Annotated in this window: 18 protein-coding genes, 1 tRNA gene and 1 pseudogene; 6 read left to right on the forward strand and 14 right to left on the reverse strand. The window is 56.9% G+C overall.

What is annotated here, in order from left to right; all coding sequences use genetic code 11:
* Positions 1 to 69: 69 nt before the first annotated feature.
* Positions 70 to 1,196 (forward strand): IS3 family transposase gene (locus IMCC20628_RS17520; RefSeq protein WP_156174558.1). Its coding sequence is split into 2 segments (ribosomal slippage): positions 70 to 334 and positions 334 to 1,196, totalling 1,128 coding nucleotides; the frame shifts between segments, so codons are not numbered across the junction.
* A gap of 96 nt (positions 1,197 to 1,292) precedes the next feature.
* Here the strand turns inward: IMCC20628_RS17520 and IMCC20628_RS17525 are convergent.
* Together IMCC20628_RS17525 and IMCC20628_RS17530 are read right to left on the reverse strand one after the other, a co-directional pair.
* Positions 1,293 to 1,841 (reverse strand): recombinase family protein, encoded by a 549-nt coding sequence (locus IMCC20628_RS17525; RefSeq protein WP_047031287.1) that lies wholly within the window; start codon positions 1,839 to 1,841, stop codon positions 1,293 to 1,295.
* 330 nt (positions 1,842 to 2,171) lie between these two features.
* Entirely contained in the window at positions 2,172 to 2,801 is a 630-nt protein-coding gene (locus IMCC20628_RS17530; protein ID WP_047031288.1) for a uracil-DNA glycosylase family protein, read from the reverse strand.
* Positions 2,802 to 3,495: 694 nt separating this feature from the next.
* On the opposite strand from IMCC20628_RS17530, the gene IMCC20628_RS17535 reads away from it, so the two are divergent.
* Together IMCC20628_RS17535 and IMCC20628_RS17540 are read left to right on the forward strand one after the other, a co-directional pair.
* On the forward strand, positions 3,496 to 3,843 hold the full coding sequence (locus IMCC20628_RS17535; protein WP_052766507.1) for a pentapeptide repeat-containing protein: 348 nt from the start codon (positions 3,496 to 3,498) through the stop codon (positions 3,841 to 3,843).
* A gap of 233 nt (positions 3,844 to 4,076) precedes the next feature.
* Positions 4,077 to 4,496: a pentapeptide repeat-containing protein gene (locus IMCC20628_RS17540; protein ID WP_052766509.1), complete on the forward strand. Its 420-nt coding sequence runs from the start codon at positions 4,077 to 4,079 to the stop codon at positions 4,494 to 4,496.
* A gap of 630 nt (positions 4,497 to 5,126) precedes the next feature.
* On the opposite strand, the gene IMCC20628_RS25705 is transcribed toward IMCC20628_RS17540, so the two are convergent.
* Complete coding sequence (locus IMCC20628_RS25705) at positions 5,127 to 5,252, reverse strand: transposase domain-containing protein (protein ID WP_245307957.1); 126 nt, start codon at positions 5,250 to 5,252, stop codon at positions 5,127 to 5,129.
* Positions 5,235 to 5,366: pseudogene (locus tag IMCC20628_RS25710) on the reverse strand (transposase); the annotation flags it as partial. The gene IMCC20628_RS25705 and the pseudogene IMCC20628_RS25710, both read right to left, overlap by 18 nt.
* A 191-nt stretch (positions 5,367 to 5,557) precedes the next feature.
* On the opposite strand from IMCC20628_RS25710, the gene IMCC20628_RS17550 reads away from it, so the two are divergent.
* From IMCC20628_RS17550 to IMCC20628_RS25185, 3 genes are all read left to right on the forward strand, one after another.
* On the forward strand, positions 5,558 to 6,028 hold the full coding sequence (locus IMCC20628_RS17550) for a pentapeptide repeat-containing protein (RefSeq protein ID WP_052766511.1): 471 nt from the start codon (positions 5,558 to 5,560) through the stop codon (positions 6,026 to 6,028).
* Between the two features lie 66 nt (positions 6,029 to 6,094).
* A complete protein-coding gene (locus IMCC20628_RS17555) occupies positions 6,095 to 7,372 on the forward strand; it encodes an IS66 family transposase (protein ID WP_047029005.1) in 1,278 nt (425 codons plus the stop codon).
* Between the two features lie 196 nt (positions 7,373 to 7,568).
* On the forward strand, positions 7,569 to 8,051 hold the full coding sequence (locus tag IMCC20628_RS25185) for a hypothetical protein (RefSeq protein WP_156174559.1): 483 nt from the start codon (positions 7,569 to 7,571) through the stop codon (positions 8,049 to 8,051).
* Positions 8,052 to 8,985: 934 nt separating this feature from the next.
* Here the strand turns inward: IMCC20628_RS25185 and IMCC20628_RS17570 are convergent.
* The 10 genes from IMCC20628_RS17570 to murA form a co-directional block, all read right to left on the reverse strand.
* Positions 8,986 to 9,630, reverse strand: coding sequence for an SOS response-associated peptidase (locus tag IMCC20628_RS17570; protein ID WP_047031291.1), 645 nt, complete (start codon positions 9,628 to 9,630; stop codon positions 8,986 to 8,988).
* 201 nt (positions 9,631 to 9,831) lie between these two features.
* Positions 9,832 to 9,907: transfer RNA gene (locus IMCC20628_RS17575), tRNA-Phe, on the reverse strand.
* 153 nt (positions 9,908 to 10,060) lie between these two features.
* On the reverse strand, positions 10,061 to 10,261 hold the full coding sequence (yacG, locus tag IMCC20628_RS17580) for a DNA gyrase inhibitor YacG (RefSeq protein ID WP_047031292.1): 201 nt from the start codon (positions 10,259 to 10,261) through the stop codon (positions 10,061 to 10,063).
* A 3-nt stretch (positions 10,262 to 10,264) separates the two neighbouring features.
* A complete protein-coding gene (locus IMCC20628_RS17585) occupies positions 10,265 to 10,885 on the reverse strand; it encodes a Maf-like protein (RefSeq protein WP_047031293.1) in 621 nt (206 codons plus the stop codon).
* A 22-nt stretch (positions 10,886 to 10,907) separates the two neighbouring features.
* Entirely contained in the window at positions 10,908 to 11,126 is a 219-nt protein-coding gene (gene infA, locus IMCC20628_RS17590; RefSeq protein ID WP_047031294.1) for a translation initiation factor IF-1, read from the reverse strand.
* A 101-nt stretch (positions 11,127 to 11,227) separates the two neighbouring features.
* A complete protein-coding gene (locus IMCC20628_RS17595) occupies positions 11,228 to 11,722 on the reverse strand; it encodes a low molecular weight phosphatase family protein (RefSeq protein ID WP_082128201.1) in 495 nt (164 codons plus the stop codon).
* 8 nt (positions 11,723 to 11,730) lie between these two features.
* On the reverse strand, positions 11,731 to 12,207 hold the full coding sequence (locus IMCC20628_RS17600; RefSeq protein WP_047031295.1) for a UPF0262 family protein: 477 nt from the start codon (positions 12,205 to 12,207) through the stop codon (positions 11,731 to 11,733).
* Positions 12,204 to 13,520 carry a histidinol dehydrogenase gene (hisD, locus tag IMCC20628_RS17605; RefSeq protein WP_047031296.1) on the reverse strand — a complete coding sequence of 439 codons (1,317 nt, stop codon included), beginning with the start codon at positions 13,518 to 13,520 and terminating at the stop codon, positions 12,204 to 12,206. Before hisD ends, IMCC20628_RS17600 begins: the two co-directional genes overlap by 4 nt.
* 135 nt (positions 13,521 to 13,655) lie before the next feature.
* Entirely contained in the window at positions 13,656 to 14,093 is a 438-nt protein-coding gene (locus tag IMCC20628_RS17610) for a DUF2948 family protein (protein ID WP_047031297.1), read from the reverse strand.
* A gap of 126 nt (positions 14,094 to 14,219) precedes the next feature.
* Positions 14,220 to 15,509, reverse strand: coding sequence for a UDP-N-acetylglucosamine 1-carboxyvinyltransferase (gene murA / locus IMCC20628_RS17615; protein ID WP_047031298.1), 1,290 nt, complete (start codon positions 15,507 to 15,509; stop codon positions 14,220 to 14,222).
* Between the last annotated feature and the right edge of the window lie 74 nt (positions 15,510 to 15,583).

Below are 15,583 nucleotides of genomic sequence, written 5' to 3' on the forward strand. Positions count from 1 at the left end.
GACTGGAGTTGCCCCCTGAAAGTGGTCCACCAACTGGGATAGATTATCCCTCAAATTGGAGGATCAGCGATGGCTGGAAAACGAGAGAAGCCGGAAGAAATTGTATCGAAGCTTCGGCAGGTTGAAGTTCTGCAAGGGCAAGGTGCGACGATTGCTGACGCGGTGCGCCAGATCGGCGTGACACAGCAGACGTTTTATCGATGGCGGAAGCTCTATGGCGGGATGCAGCGATCTCAACTCACTCGGCTGAAAGAGCTGGAGAAGGAGAACCAGCGGCTTCGGCGGGCGGTGTCTGACCTGACACTGGACAAACTCATCCTGACCGAGGCGGCAAAGGGAAACTTCTAAGCCCTTCGCGTCGTCGCAAGTGCATCGACCATGTGCGGCGGGAGCTTGGCGTATCGGAACGCCGCGCCTGCCGTACGCTCGGACAACACCGATCCACACAGCGCAAGGTGCCACAGGGCCGGGCAGATGAAGAACGGCTGACCGATGATATCATCGAACTGGCCGACAAGTATGGGCGCTATGGGTATCGCATGGTCACCGGTCTGCTGAACAACGCGGGCTGGCAGGTAAACCATAAGCGGGTTGAGCGCATCTGGCGGCGTGAAGGGCTGAAAGTGCCACAAAAGCAGAAGAAAAAGGGGCGGCTTTGGCTGAACGACGGATCATGTGTGCGTCTCAGACCGGAACGGCCAAACCACGTCTGGTCCTACGACTTCGTCCAGGATCGAACCGCTGACGGCCGCGTCTATCGGACGCTGAATATCATCGACGAATACACCAGGGAGGCACTCATGATCCGCGTGGACCGCAAGCTCAACTCAACGGACGTGCTGGATGCTCTGACAGACCTATTCATCCTGCGCGGCCCGCCGGAATACATTCGGTCGGACAATGGGCCGGAATTTATCGCCCAGAAAGTGCGGGATTGGATTGCAGCTGTCGGAGCCAAGACGGCCTACATAGAGCCAGGCTCACCATGGGAGAACGGATACTGCGAAAGCTTCAACGCCCGGTTCCGCGACGAGCTGCTGAACGGCGAAATCTTCTACAGCCTAAGGGAGGCGCAAATCCTGATCGAGCAATGGCGTATCCACTACAACACCGTCAGGCCGCATAGCGCTCTGGGGTGCCGCCCGCCCGCGCCGGAAAGCATTGTCCCGATGGACCAGACGCCCATGATGCACTAACAATCAAACCGGACCACCTGATGGGGGCACGTCACGTCTGCTTTCCTGACTTCGTTCCCACAAGCTGCCTGACAAGTCACGGCCCCATAACGGGCATCACGCATTTTCATTCAGGATCCGATAAACCTGCATCCGCGAACAACCAATATCACGGGCTATGGCAGACGGCTTTTCGCCACCGCCTGCCAACCGCAGTACTTCATCTCGATCAATTCGCTGTTTGCCACCCTTGTACCGGCCAAGCGATTTGGCGCGCTCGATCCCTTCGCGCTGGCGCTCCTTGATGAACCGCCGCTCCATCTGAGCAACCATCCCCAGCACCGTCATAACGATCTGGCCCATATCACCCTTGGTCGAAACATATGGATCCAGCACAGTCACAAAGGCCTGCTTCTGCTCGCACTCATGTATGATGTTCAACACGTCACGGGTATCGCGGCCAAGGCGATCAAGCCGCGTGACGATCAGTTCGTCCTGTGGGCGCAGGAAGCTGAGGATGGTTGCCAGCTCATCCCGTTCATCGCGGCTCTTGCCAGATGCCTTCTCTGAGCGAATGAGGCTGCATCCCTCGGCCGTCAATCGTTCTGTCTGTATGTGCAGGTCTTGGTCAGCTGTGCTGACGCGTGCGTATCCGATGCGTGCCATGTGTAACTCCAGCTTCTAGACCGGAGTCTACGGTGTCACAAATAGACCAAGTCAAGGCTGTTGTTACGGGTTTCCGGCGCTTTCGATACGTAACGCCAGCGTATACTTTGATGTAACATTCCAATTGAAAGCGAAAAGTGCAGAAAACAGAATTTCATTCAACGGCGGCTGAAGGCTAGACTTTGACGGCAGGTGCAAAAATGGAGCTTCCGGCCCTGAGCCGACCTTCGCCTTACAAGAGCACGCTGCGATGCAACTTTTCGATAGCTGCCCCCCCGCTTATTCAGCGACAGTGCGAAGGTCCAAATGTCGGCTTTTGGTTTGAATTCGTCACACATCGTCGGCGAACAGTGCGTCAAGGTAAGGGGCGCTTTCTGGTCTATTCATAATTCCAAATCTGGAAAGATGCGGCAGGCCAACAAAGATTCCGCTGTTGAATCGGCCTTTGCATGCCGTGATACTTCCCCAGCCAACTTCGGTTTTACGAACATCTCGAACTTGCAGCAGGCGGCAAACGCTATCGATAGCGAGCGACCCCATAGTCACGACTAGGGACGGTTTTGCATCGCGTAAGACCGACAACCATAGATCCTCACCAAACTTTAACGCAGACCGTGGCCTTTTCAGACTGTTCCAATCGGGCGATCGGAACGGGACCAAATTGCCTGATAGAACATTCTCTGGCTTTTCACCTAACCGATCAAAGAGAGACAAAATCTGCTTTTGCAACTTACTTTCTCCAGGAGGATTGTCCGCCCAACTTTCGTCTCGGTAGGCACTGCCTTCCTTCATTGCAAATTTGCCATGGCTGGAATCCTCTTTAGAACCGCCCGGATTTAGTCCGATAAATGCAACACGCGCTTCCTGAAGGGTTTGGACAGGGCTACTCAAAAACCGCCAGCCCATCGTATTCCCGGACTCTTCATATGCCCGACTAATTCGCGCCTCGATATCGTGCATCGAATTTTTCCCAACATGGTTTCACTCTAAGGGATCTTTATGCGTTGAAAACGCCTGATACAACCGACGCCTTAGCAGCTTCGGTCCGGAACGTTTCGGGTCGGTCTGTTCCGGTGGCCTGATTTGTTTAATATAGCTCGTAGTTGCCTGCTGCGGTGCAGATAACATTCTGCCGTCGTAATCGCCGGAATGTCCGCTCCGTGTAGAATCGTCGCTCTGTTTCGCAATTGCGGCGAAAAGACACTTCCTACCCGAAGCTTCCTAACCTTCATTGGCACTTTCGGCCCTTTGCTGACCTCGGTCCCTTTGTCAAATGCTGCACCGCAGCTACCGCATTGCTGCCATTGGTCAAGCGCCGTGACAACCGATGTAATCCGCCATCAATTGGTTACGGCGTGTCGCACGCAGACGCCGAGCTATGCCCAAATCCGTGGCCAGTACGCGAAACCCCACCCAAATTGCTTCAAATCCAGGGAAGATAGGCCGTATGCCGCGCCAAACCGAAAGAAATTAACAAAAAGGGAGCCGCCTATGCCACTGTCTCGCTAAGAAGCGCCCCATCTGGGGATGTCGGGAAAAGGAGCCTCACATCAATCGACACAAATAGGCCTAAAGTTTTGCCATCAATTGCTCGTTCAGCGCATCTGCTCAATACTGAAACTTGCAGCCCCCAAACCCCCGAAAGACCCTCGTCATGACGAAACTCATCCAAGCAAGCATTGCTGCTATTATTTCGCTAAGCTTTTCCAATGCAGCTATGGCCGCGTGCTCTGATCCGTTGGGTCCAAAGGTTGACTGGAGTGGATGTGACAAGAACCACGCGTACCTGACCAGCGCGGACCTGACCGGCGCGGACCTGACCGGCGCAAACCTGTACGCCGCGAACCTGTACAACGCGGACTTGGGCGGCGCGGACCTAAGAAGAGCGGACCTGACCTACGCGAACCTGATGGACGCGTACCTGTACGGCGCGGACATGACCGACGCGATTTGGACGGACGGACGGCTCTGTGCAGCTAATTCCATTGGTGTCTGCAAGTAGAGCTTTCGGCAATACCTTGGCGAAATCGTTGTTGCACTGAAGCTAAGCGACTTTCGTTAGTCAAAAAATGATTGCCTTCGGAGCCGCTGTAACAAGTGAAAGACGGGGCGTGGTGCTTGGTAAACATGGCTGAGATGTTCTGGCACCGTGACCGTCCGGCGGACCCGCACTGGCGACAAGTTGTGTTATCGGCAGCATCCAGTATCAATAACAGCTAAATTTGGAGTTCTACTATGAGAATACGTTCATTTCTGGTTTTCGTGGCGCTGTTCGCAACTGCGTCACCTTCAATGGCTTGGGATCAAGTCGACATCGATCGATTGAACAACCGTGAAGGTTGCCCGGATTGCGATTTGGCCGGCGCAAACCTGAGTGGGATGGATCTCTCCAGTCAGGATTTGAGCGGTGCGAACCTCTCCAATGCAGACATGACAGGAGTAGGGCTTTACAACAGCAATTTCAGTGGTGCCAACCTCTTCAACGCAAACTTGAGATCCGCGAATCTGACCGGCACAAATTTTTCAGGCGCCGATCTGACAGGTGCCATTTTTACGGGTGTGCATGAATTGAATATCGAGAACCTCAACCTGACCAACGCCAAAATGTGCAGCACGACCTGGATCGACGGTACTGTCGACAACACCAATTGTTAGCTCGCCGGCGGCGGCCGCCATCGCCCACGCGGTCCAGGAGTTTGACCACATGAAACCCATTTATGCGGATCGTGGCATCTTATGTGACCTCCTCTAAGCCTCTCTATGGTGGGTTCCACTAGTAGGAAAAAGTTCTCATCGGAAGAGGGGTAAAGGGAAAAATCTGAGGGAACCAACGGTTGGGTATTAGCAAATATAAATCCAACATAACGACCGGGACCTAGGCTCAGGCGGTGGGAAGTCAGTACAACAAAGACATCCAGCAGCAAGATTTAATTAATTAGTAAAATAGGTATACAATGAAGAGTTCCATAAAATGCAGCCCGATGATGCTAATATCATCGGCGTGCCTGTTTGTGTTAGTTGGCGGATCGGGAGTTCAGTCGAGGTCGGACGAACCACAAGGCGATAATGAAAACAAAAGGATAAATGACAAAATCGAAAGTATTGAAAAAGCCAAAAAGATGCAGAAATATACAATATGCGTTGAGGGTTGTAGATATGTAGATTCAAGTGCTGAATACATTAGTGATGCAGAGGACGAATTAACCCTGGCTATTTGTCGGGCAAAATGCTGACTGAAAGCGCCCGTTATGCGAATTCTCTCTAGAGAGGTGAAGGATTTGCCAGTTACGCTGCTTGAGAAGCGTAACTCCAGTGCAGCAATTCGTCGATACGAGTGATCTTATGATCGGCGATACGGCCAAGGACCCAGGTGAGCCATGCCTGTGGATCGCCACGCCAGAGAAACACCATGTTGGCGTTTAGCCCATGTCGCCTCGCGACCTCCGCGACCGACGCACCCGGCTCCATCGTCTCGGTCACGACCCGACGCTTGAAGGCTGTCGTATAACTCCGCCGCTTGCGTTTGGAAAGCGCCGCTGACCCTGCCCTGCCATGAGTTGGTTGCGGGAGCTAATGTCCATTCGCGATTAGGACGTTTCCGCTTCATGGTGAGCGTGCCTTGTCTGATTTGCTATCTGCGGGGGTTTGTGCGCAGTGTGCGCCATCGGCTTTTGAAAAGATGTCGACTACGACCAACATTAAATAGGGAGAAGTCGATGAAATATTTGAATTTTATTGCTGCAGTTATTGTTTCGCTCGGGACCACGTCCAGTGCTGTTATGGCCTGTGGTTTTCCGGTCGTGGACGCTAATGATTTTCATGAATGCGATTGGAGCGGTAAGGTACTGAAGTCGCGGGACCTGTCGGGAACGAACCTGTCCGGAGCAAACCTCTCCAACTCGGACCTACGAGATGCGAACCTGTCCGGGGCCAATCTCTCCGGGGCCAAACTAGGGGATGCAGACTTGGAAAGCGCAAACCTGTCCGGGGCGAAGCTGAATGGGGCGACCCTGGAAGGGGCGACGCTGGATGGGGCGACCCTGGAAGGGGCAAACCTGACCGAGGCGAACCTCTACGGGGCAAGTCTGCAACAGGTGCGGATGGCCGGGGCAAACCTGTCCCGGGCTGTATGGATGGATGGCTCGGTGTGCGCTGATGTGTCCATCGGCGAGTGCACGCCGCGATAATCCGGCAGCCGGTGTGTAATTACCCACCCCCTTGCCATGCACCACAATGTCTGAATCCATGATGATATGGATCGGACTGATTTGCAGCAGCTGAGCAAGGACGAATTGATCGAGATGGTGCTTCGGCTCCAACGGCCTGCCAAGGATTCTCGGACGTCTTCCAAGCCGCCCTCTACGGACAAGAAAGAGAAACGCGTCAACTCACGACCGGGTGGAGCCAAGCCCGGGCATGAACCCCACAATAGGGTGCTGGCGGATTTTGCCGACATGTTTCGCGATCATGAACCGACCGCCTGCAAGAGATGCGGCCATGCGTTTTCCGGTGATGATACGATGGTGCTGGCCGGGGCCTATGACGAGATCGATATTCCTGCGATCCGTCCTCATGTCACCCGGCATCGGCGTTTTTCCTGTCATTGCCCGCAATGCGGCACGACGACAAAAGCCACCGCACCTGCCGTGGCAACCGCAACGCCGTTCGGGCCAGGCATTCACGCGCTGGCGATCTACCTCAAGAGTTTCCATGCATTGTCTTACGAACGCCTGAGCGGTGTGTTCATGGATATCTTCGGCCTCCATGCGAGCGAGGGCGCGATCATGAACATGTTTGCCCGCTCCCGTCCGAGCTTCCAGGCCACAGCACAGGCCGCCAAGGCCAGCCTTCGAGCCGCCCGCGTTGTCGCCAGCGACGAAACCGGTGTGCGTATTGAGGGCACAAATGCCCAACACTGGGTTTTTCATTGCAAGGATGCCGTTGTCCACCAGCCCGATTACTCCCGTGCAGCACGGGTCGTTCACGAGACCATGGGCGGCCATGTCCCCGAGGTATGGATATCTGATCGGTATTCAGCCCAGCAATCTCACGGCCATCGACATCAAACCTGCCTTGCACATTTGGCGCGTGATACAGCCTTTGCGCTGGAACATGGCGAGGATGATCTCCCTCTTCGCTTCCAGCTTTGGTTTGGCCGTGTGTTTGATTTCGCCAGAGCCATAAGCACATTCGCTGCGTCTACCGTCGCAAGCAAGAAGCGCAAATTCGATAAACAGCTTGCCGGGCTTCTATGCGCCCCGACTTCATGCGACCTGGCCCAAAAGCTCCAGGCCAAGATCGGGCGGGCCCGCGATCAGCTGCTGACGTTTTGCGACTATCCCGGAGAAGTCGATGTCACCAACAACACATCTGAGCGAAAGCTCCGTCCATGGGTCATTCAGCGAAAGGTGACAAACGGATATCGCGCCATGTGGGCCGCCCAAGCCGAAGCGAACATACGCACGACAGTCGATACCGCACGCCTCAAAGGCGCAAACCCCTTCCAGGTCATCGCATCCGTCCTGGCATAGGCCGGTAGAAGAACCGGAAATCACGAATTCAGGGGTGGGTAATTACGCCGGTGTCATTGGGGAAGCCTGTGACCTGAACCAGAATCCGTTTTTCGCTCTGAAATGTACCTATTCGACGTTACTGGGAATCTGAAGTTGTGCGGAAATATATATTCTCACGTGTAAATATTTTTATACCAATCATGAGGTATACGACATGTTTTCCACAATTCATAATTCTCCGACGGTTCTAAAACACTTGCCAATCGCTGGGCTTCCCGCATTTATGGCCGCGTTTGCCATCGCGATGGTTGCAGGTTCTGCGTCAGCTTATGCCCATTGCGAGCGGCATGTTTATAATAATTCGCAGTATGTTTGGCGTATGCAGATTCAAAATCAGCCGAGCAATAACTTGGTAGATTATACTCTCCAGCCGGGCGAGAGCAAAGGATATTGGATCATCACCGATGGGACCTCGCGTGTGGTCAAACTGACGTCCCGCCAGGGTGGCGACTATGAAAGGTCCTGGGTTGCCTCCTCAGGGGGCCATAGGTGTTACTTTAACCACGATATGACGGAGTTTAATGCTGAAGGTAGAGGTTTACATAAGCCACAGGCCTCAGAAAATAATTTAAACCCCCTCAGCTGGAACGAGCCAGCGGATGGCGACGTTACTATTTGTGCGTACGGGTTATGTTAAACGGCATCCCCATTTGGATCGCCTTCTGACACAGCAAGATCATCCAAGGTGGAACGCCAAGTCCTTTTCGACTTTGGTTCGCTCTGACTGTGGCACAATTGGCGCGTGAGGCCGCCAAATCGATCGTCTTGGCGGCCGGAGTCGTGATTTGGCCATGCGCCGTCAGTTACGCTGCTCGAGCAGCGTAACGCCAGGGAGAAGTCCGTCGAACTGGTGATCATTCGAAGCCACTCACGCAGATCGCTGGCCCACCAAGGTCTGGTTTGGTTCATCACACGCTTGCCATAAAGCCGATATGCTTTTCCTTTCTTCAGGTCTGCAAAGGATTCGGAGCGAGTCATGCGGCCACGCGACATCACAGAGTGAATTTCCGTCGCACGGATGTCCGCTTTCGCAAACTGACATAACCTCTGCGCAGCTGCGGCGAATTCACACTTCCCGCCCAAAGTGATCGCAGCTTGCGTTGCGGTGGAGACCGAATTTAGCTCGACGCCAAAAGTAGCCCGACGCATTCCAACCGGTGATGCCCACTTGCGTGTTCGCCAAATGTTCCTATTCTGCGCACCCATGCCAGAGCAGTATCGCAAGTTCCATAGACATCCCGCAAAGCCGATTCGAACGCTGCAGGACGCCGCCGATGATGCTCAGATAATTGTTGTTCGCTGTGGCCTCTGCAGACGTCTGATCAATTACCTTGCGACCGATCTTGTCCAGGTGCTCAATCCATCTCGGCCCGTCGATGCGCCACCCTTTGCCTGCTCTAAGTGCGGCACCGGCGATTACATGAGCGTCCGAGTGAAGACAGCTTCCATGGCAGAATATGGGCACCTCACCGTCAGGCGGCTCTTGGGCATCCGAAGCGTCTCCGAATGGGGAAACCGCCAACTGGGTGACGAACTGAAAGGCGACAAGGGGAGCAATCGACGGTAACGCGTCAGGGAGCTTCAACGAGTAGGAGCTGATCGTCCGACAGCGGTCGCTGGAGCGCCTTTGCTTCGTCCCATGGCGCTGATAGCCATGTGTCGACCTCCTCACGCGTAGTGAGGATTACAGGCATCGCCTTCTTGTGGATCGGCTCGACGACGCTATTGGGCTGCGTCGTCAAGAAAGCATAGAGATCCGTCTCGATCTCACCCTCTTTCAATTTGCGGACGCTGGTCCAGCGGGTCCAGATGCCCGCGAAGAAGAATAGCGGACGGTCTTCGCTCACCGCAAACCATGCATTCGGCGTGCGCTCCCCTTCCTGTTTGTTTGCAGGATCTGGTTCCGCGAAATCGGTTGCAGGAACCACGCAACGGTTCTCGACCCCGAGCCAGCGCTGCCAGTGAGGCGATGACGCATTGCGCACGTTGGTGACACCTTTGTCCGTCTTTTTGCCTTCAAGAAACTTCGACGGTGTAGGCATACCCCAGCGCGCTTTTGCGATTTCGCGCTTGTGGTCCTTGTTCATCCGGACAATCGGGGCCTCATAGTCGGGGTACACCTTCCCCGGCTCAAGATTGCCTGCATGGTTCACTACCGCGCTGGTGAACTCGATGATCGCCTGCGGCCCGATGGTGATATTGTAGAGGTTGCACATCAGCGGATCTCCTTCGCGGCCAGCCAAGCTCAAATGCGAAAAATGCGCAAGCAATGTCTGACAGCGACCTCAGCTGCGCCGCAGAGTCCTTCATCTGACAAACAATCCGATTGCTACTTATTTGCTACTTGAAGAAAATATGAGCCTTAGGGGCTCGACACCTAAAACTACACCAAACTATTGAACTCATTGAGAAAATAGTGGTGCCCGGAGGCGGATTTGAACCACCGACACGCGGATTTTCAATCCGCTGCTCTACCAACTGAGCTATCCGGGCATCTGGTTCCTGTGCCCGAAGACCGGGGACCAGAAGCTTGCCGACGAAGGGTTTTTCCAACGTCGAAAGCGAGCGCGTTATACCATCTTGAAAGGCACTGTCCAGCACCCTTTTTCGGCTTTTTTGCAGTGATGGCAAAATCATTTACTTGCATCAGCCGCGGTCGTCGAAATCCTCGTCCTGATTGTCCTCTTCTTCGGTGACCGGAATGGCATAGCCACCCACCAGCCAGCGATTGAGATCGACCGCACGGCAGCGATCGGAACAGAAAGGATAGTTCTCGCGCGTCGATGGCCGTCCGCATTCCGGGCACGGCTGGGCCTTTCGCAACGGGGTCACTTTGCCATCAGTCATGGTTCAGCCTTCAAGCCATTTGAAATGAACGTCATAGCCTTCGCCGGTCAGCAGCGCCGTGGTCTCATAGAGCGGCAGGCCGACCACATTGGTGTAGGAGCCGACCAGCTTGACCACGAAGGTGCCTGCCAGTCCCTGGATGGCATAGCCGCCAGCCTTGCCGCGCCACTGGCCCGAGGCCAGATAGCTTTCGATCTCGATCTTGGAGAGACGCTTGAAGCGCACACGGGTTTCGACGATCTTCTGGCGGATGGTGCGATCGGGCGTCACCAGGCAAATGCCGGTGAAGACACGGTGATTGCGGCCCGACAGCAGATAGAGCGCGTTGGACGCCTCATCGATCTGCTCGGCCTTGGGCAGAATCCGGCGGCCAACGGCGACAACCGTGTCGGCGGCCAGGATGTAGGCGCCAGTCCAGGCGGGATCAAGCCGCGTCTCGGCAAGAGCTGCTTCCGCCTTCTCGCGCGAAAGCCGCCGCGCCAGCGAACGCGGGTGTTCGGACCGCTGCGGGGCCTCGTCGAGATCCATCGGCATCAGCCTGTCGGGGGCGATGCCTGCCTGGTCAAGCAGTTCAACCCGGCGCGGCGAACCGGATGCGAGGATGAGTTTTTGCGATCGTGCCATGGTCTGGCCTCACACCTGTCGCCTATTTGAAGCGATAGGTGATGCGGCCTTTCGTCAGGTCGTAAGGCGTCATCTCGACCAGCACCTTGTCGCCAGCCAGCACACGAATACGGTTCTTGCGCATCCGGCCTGCGGTGTGAGCAATGATCTCGTGCTCGTTTTCGAGCTTTACCCGGAAAGTTGCGTTCGGCAGCAGTTCAGTGACCACGCCCGGGAATTCTAGAATTTCTTCTTTCGCCATTCAGTGTCTGTCTTTCTTGTAGTAAAGGCGGCGCAGCATGCGCGGGCCTCAAATTTGGGCGGAACCTACACAATGACGAGCGGTTTGTGAACCAAATTGATTCAACCGCCCGCAGGCCCGCGTGACCAGCCCTTGCCGGAGGTGATACGCAGTTTCAGCATGTCGCGAACCTCGCGATAGGCATCGAGAATGCGTTCCCGGGTTCCTGTTGCCACTGTCGGGTCGGGCGTCGGCCAGTAGATCACCTCGACGGCATTGCCGCGGGTCATTTCCAGCGCCCGGTGATGGGCCTCGGGCGCCAGGGTGACGATGACGTCGAAATAGTCATCCTCGAGCTCATCTAGTGTTTGCGGCTGCCGCGCGCCAAGGTCAAGCCCGATTTCGCCCAGAACCGTATCGACAAAGGGATCGCGTTCGCCCGGGCGGACCCCGGCAGAGGCGACATAGGTGCCCGCCGGCAACACCGACCGGGCGATGACTTCGGCCATTGGCGAGCGGATGGCGTTCATGCCACAGACAAACAGCACCGCGCCGAGTCCTGTTTTGGACCCCGAATCGGGCGGCGTCTTGACGGGATCGATGCCGGTGTCCGCCATCGCGGTCTCTATCCGCGCCAGTGCAGCACGCAGACGAGCGTGAACAGACGCCTGGCAGTATCGAAATCCATGCCGATCTTGCCGTCCAGCCGGTCCATGAGGGTCTGCGAGCCTTCATTGTGAATGCCGCGCCGTCCCATGTCGATCGCCTCGATCTGAGACGGTGTCGATGAGCGAATCGCCTCGTAATAGCTCTCGCAGATCATGAAATAGTCTTTGACGATGCGACGGAACGGCGTGAGCGAGAGAATATGGGTGGCCACAGGCTCATCGGACCGGGTGGAAATGGAGAACACAAGCTTAGAATCAACCAGCGAGAGCTTCAGCTTGTAGGGTCCGCCCGCATGGCCGACGGGCGCGAAGCTGTTTTCCTCGATCAGGTCAAAAATGGCGACGGCACGCTCATGCTCGACATCCGGCGTGGCGCGGCCGATGGTTTCATCGAGCACAACATCGCAGAGCCGTTGAGTGTCCGCCTCTGTCATTCCTGCCCAAGCCCCCCGTCGCGGCTGTTCATCCTGATCGACACCGAGCGGGCATGGGCATCAAGCCCCTCCGCCCGTGCCAAGGTTATGGCAGCAGGACCGAGCGACTGCAACTGCTCTGCGCCCAGCCTGAGAATCGAGGTGCGCTTGACGTAATCAAGCACCGAAAGGCCGGAGGAGAACCGCGCCGAGCGCGCTGTTGGCAGAACGTGATTGGAGCCGCCGACATAATCGCCGATCACTTCGGGCGTATGGCGGCCGATGAAGATGGCGCCGGCATTGCGGATCCGGCCAGCAAGCGCCTCGGCGTCATCGGTGGCGATTTCCAGATGCTCGGCGGCAATCCGGTCGGCAAGCGGAACCGCCACATCCCAATCCGGCACCAGAATGACAGCGCCGAAATCGGCCCAGCTCTTGCGCGCCGTTTCGGCACGGCTGAGCATCGGGATCTGGCGTTCAACCGCCTCGATCACCGCTTCGCCGAAGCCCGCGTCACGGGTCATCAGAATCGATTGCGCGCCGACATCATGCTCGGCCTGGGCCAGAAGATCGGCGGCGATCCAGTCGGGATTGTTGTCGGGATCGGCCATCACCAGCACTTCCGACGGGCCGGCGATCATGTCGATGCCGACGGTACCAAAAACCTGGCGCTTGGCGGCTGCGACCCAGGCATTGCCGGGCCCCATGATCTTGGCCACCGGGCGGATAGTCTCGGTGCCATAGGCGAGTGCGGCAATCGCCTGGGCGCCGCCGATGCGGTAGATCTCGGTAACGCCGGCGATCCGAGCTGCAGCCAGCACCACCGGGTTTAGCACGCCGTCGCGCGCCGGAACCACCATGACGATGCGTTCGACGCCTGCCACCTTGGCCGGCACCGCGTTCATCAGCACTGAACTGGGGTAACTTGCAGTGCCACCGGGCACATAGAGCCCGACGGCCTCGATGGCAGTCCAGCGCGAACCAAGCTCGACGCCAGCGGCATCGACATAGCGGTCGTCTTTGGGCATCTGCCGCTGGTGGTGGCTGAAAATACGGGCGTGGGCGAATTCAAGTGCTGCTATGATGTCGGGATCGGTGGCCTGATAGCCCGCCTCAATGTCGGCCGCACTGACGGCGAGACCAAGCTTGCGGGTGTCGATGCCGTCAAACCGCTGGCTGAAATCGTGCAGGGCCTCGTCGCCGCGTGCGCGGACTTCACTGACAATGGCGCACACATCCGCCTCGACGTCTGCCGAAACCTCGCGCTTGGTTGTCAGGAAGGCAGCGAAACGGCTCTCGAAATCCGGCTGCCGGTAATCAAGCCTCAATACCAATACCCTGTCCCCATTTCATGCGTTGTCTCTTGCACAATCCGCGTCACACCAATCCGGATCCGGGTGGCATGCATTGGATCCTTGTCTTTACATGTCGTTACCGAAAAACCGCCGCACAGTCTTGCGCGGCATGCATCAGTCGCCGAGCGGATGGCGCGGCTTGAACTTTGTTTCCCAGCCACCGCCAATATCGGCAAACTGGGCTTCAACACAATCGACTTCCAGGCGGATCACCGCGCCGCCGGACAACACCAGTTCGATCGCGCCTGCGGGCGCTTCATCGCCTGGAACAAATGTTACCGCCAGCAGCGCATGCACGGTGTCGGCATCCTTGAGATTGATGCCGCGCGATTTGACCGCCTGAACCTGTTTGATCGCAAGCACCGCACGGCGGCGTTCAAAAGTCTTGCGGTCTTTTCCCTCTTCCCAGACAAACCGGTTTGCCTCCAGAGTGAAGGTCTGCTCCTTCCCCAGAAACGCAGTATCTCCGGTTTTGAAAACAGCATCTTGCAGATAGGCGGAAATCACAGCCAGGTCTGCGTCGTCAAGCGCGATCAGTTTCAGACTGTCCATGGAATCCTCGATATATTTTCATTTACGGCGCGACCCGCCGCACGGTGTGTGCTGCACTGCAAGGTAGGTACGCGCAGTGGAAAGCGCAATGAGCAGAAGGTTGCGGTTTCGGCGGCTAGCAAGGCTTTATTCGCTGACACGCTCGACCACAGCCCCGCAGTTGGTGAGCTTTTCTTCGAGCCGTTCAAATCCGCGATCGAGATGGTAGACCCGGTTGACGATGGTTTCGCCTTCCGCAGCCAGACCGGCGATGACCAGCGACACCGAAGCGCGCAAATCAGTCGCCATCACCGGCGCTCCCCGCAAGGTCGGCACACCGGTGACCGTCGCTGTCTGACCGGAAAGCGATATGTTGGCGCCGAGGCGAGCCAGTTCCTGCACATGCATGAAGCGGTTTTCGAAGATCGTTTCGGTGATATGGGACACGCCGTTGGCGCGGCTCATCAAGGCCATGAATTGCGCCTGAAGGTCGGTCGGAAAGCCGGGAAACGGATCAGTCGTCACATCGACCGGCAAAATGTCGCCGCCATTGCGGCGAACCCGAATGCCGCCCTCTTCCTGGATGATCCCGGTTCCGGTCCGGCGCAGCGCCAAAAGGGCGTTTTCCAGCAATGATGAAGAGGTGTTTTCGAGCAGGACATCGCCACCGGTCATGGCCACGGCCATGGCGTAGGTGCCGGTTTCGATGCGATCGGGCAGAACCCGGTGGCGCGCACCCGACAGCGAGGTGACGCCGTCGATTGTAATGGTCGAGGTGCCCGCGCCGGAAATCTTTGCGCCCATGGCAATCAGGCAATTGGCAAGATCGACGACTTCGGGTTCGCGCGCGGCGTTCTCGATCACCGTCTGGCCCTTGGCCAGCGTCGCCGCCATCAGCATCACATGGGTGGCGCCAACCGAAACCTTCGGGAACACGTAGCGGCCGCCGATCAGGCCCTTGGGGGCGCGGGCATCGACATAGCCGTTCTCGATGTTGATCTCGGCGCCGAGATGGCGAAGACCGTCGATGAACAGGTCGACCGGCCGTGTGCCGATGGCGCAGCCACCCGGCAGCGAGACCTTGGCCACGCCCATGCGGGCCAGCAACGGCCCGATGACCCAGAAACTGGCGCGCATCTTCGAGACAAGCTCATAGGGCGCGGTGGTGTCGACGATGGTGCGGGCGGTGAAATGCACCGTGCGGGCGTAGGCCGTGTCCTGCCGCTCGCGGCGCCCGACGACGGCAATATCGACACCGTGATTGCCGAGAATGCGCTGCAGCTGCTCGACATCGGCCAGATGCGGCAGATTCTCCAGCGTCAGCGTGTCATCGGTAAGCAGCGAAGCTATCATCAGCGGCAGCGCTGCGTTTTTCGCGCCGGAAATCGGAATGACGCCATTGAGCGGGTTTCCGCCAACGATCCTGATGCGATCCATGCTGTCCTCTTGGGGTTTCAGACCACGCCTTTGATGCGGCGGCGGCTTGCTTCTAAATATCTGCGGCGGTGTTT

This window comes from Hoeflea sp. IMCC20628 (assembly GCF_001011155.1).
Classification (GTDB): Bacteria; Pseudomonadota; Alphaproteobacteria; order Rhizobiales; family Rhizobiaceae; genus Hoeflea.

Coding starts and splice junctions, on each gene's coding strand:
- IMCC20628_RS17525 (WP_047031287.1), bottom strand. CDS start 1,841: ATGGCACGCATCGGATACGCACGCGTCAGCACAGCTGACCAAGACCTG.
- IMCC20628_RS17530 (WP_047031288.1), bottom strand. CDS start 2,801: ATGCACGATATCGAGGCGCGAATTAGTCGGGCATATGAAGAGTCCGGG.
- IMCC20628_RS17535 (WP_052766507.1), top strand. CDS start 3,496: ATGACGAAACTCATCCAAGCAAGCATTGCTGCTATTATTTCGCTAAGC.
- IMCC20628_RS17540 (WP_052766509.1), top strand. CDS start 4,077: ATGAGAATACGTTCATTTCTGGTTTTCGTGGCGCTGTTCGCAACTGCG.
- IMCC20628_RS25705 (WP_245307957.1), bottom strand. CDS start 5,252: ATGGTGTTTCTCTGGCGTGGCGATCCACAGGCATGGCTCACCTGGGTC.
- IMCC20628_RS17550 (WP_052766511.1), top strand. CDS start 5,558: ATGAAATATTTGAATTTTATTGCTGCAGTTATTGTTTCGCTCGGGACC.
- IMCC20628_RS17555 (WP_047029005.1), top strand. CDS start 6,095: ATGGATCGGACTGATTTGCAGCAGCTGAGCAAGGACGAATTGATCGAG.
- IMCC20628_RS25185 (WP_156174559.1), top strand. CDS start 7,569: ATGTTTTCCACAATTCATAATTCTCCGACGGTTCTAAAACACTTGCCA.
- IMCC20628_RS17570 (WP_047031291.1), bottom strand. CDS start 9,630: ATGTGCAACCTCTACAATATCACCATCGGGCCGCAGGCGATCATCGAG.
- yacG (WP_047031292.1), bottom strand. CDS start 10,261: ATGACTGATGGCAAAGTGACCCCGTTGCGAAAGGCCCAGCCGTGCCCG.
- IMCC20628_RS17585 (WP_047031293.1), bottom strand. CDS start 10,885: ATGGCACGATCGCAAAAACTCATCCTCGCATCCGGTTCGCCGCGCCGG.
- infA (WP_047031294.1), bottom strand. CDS start 11,126: ATGGCGAAAGAAGAAATTCTAGAATTCCCGGGCGTGGTCACTGAACTG.
- IMCC20628_RS17595 (WP_082128201.1), bottom strand. CDS start 11,722: ATGGCGGACACCGGCATCGATCCCGTCAAGACGCCGCCCGATTCGGGG.
- IMCC20628_RS17600 (WP_047031295.1), bottom strand. CDS start 12,207: ATGACAGAGGCGGACACTCAACGGCTCTGCGATGTTGTGCTCGATGAA.
- IMCC20628_RS17610 (WP_047031297.1), bottom strand. CDS start 14,093: ATGGACAGTCTGAAACTGATCGCGCTTGACGACGCAGACCTGGCTGTG.
- murA (WP_047031298.1), bottom strand. CDS start 15,509: ATGGATCGCATCAGGATCGTTGGCGGAAACCCGCTCAATGGCGTCATT.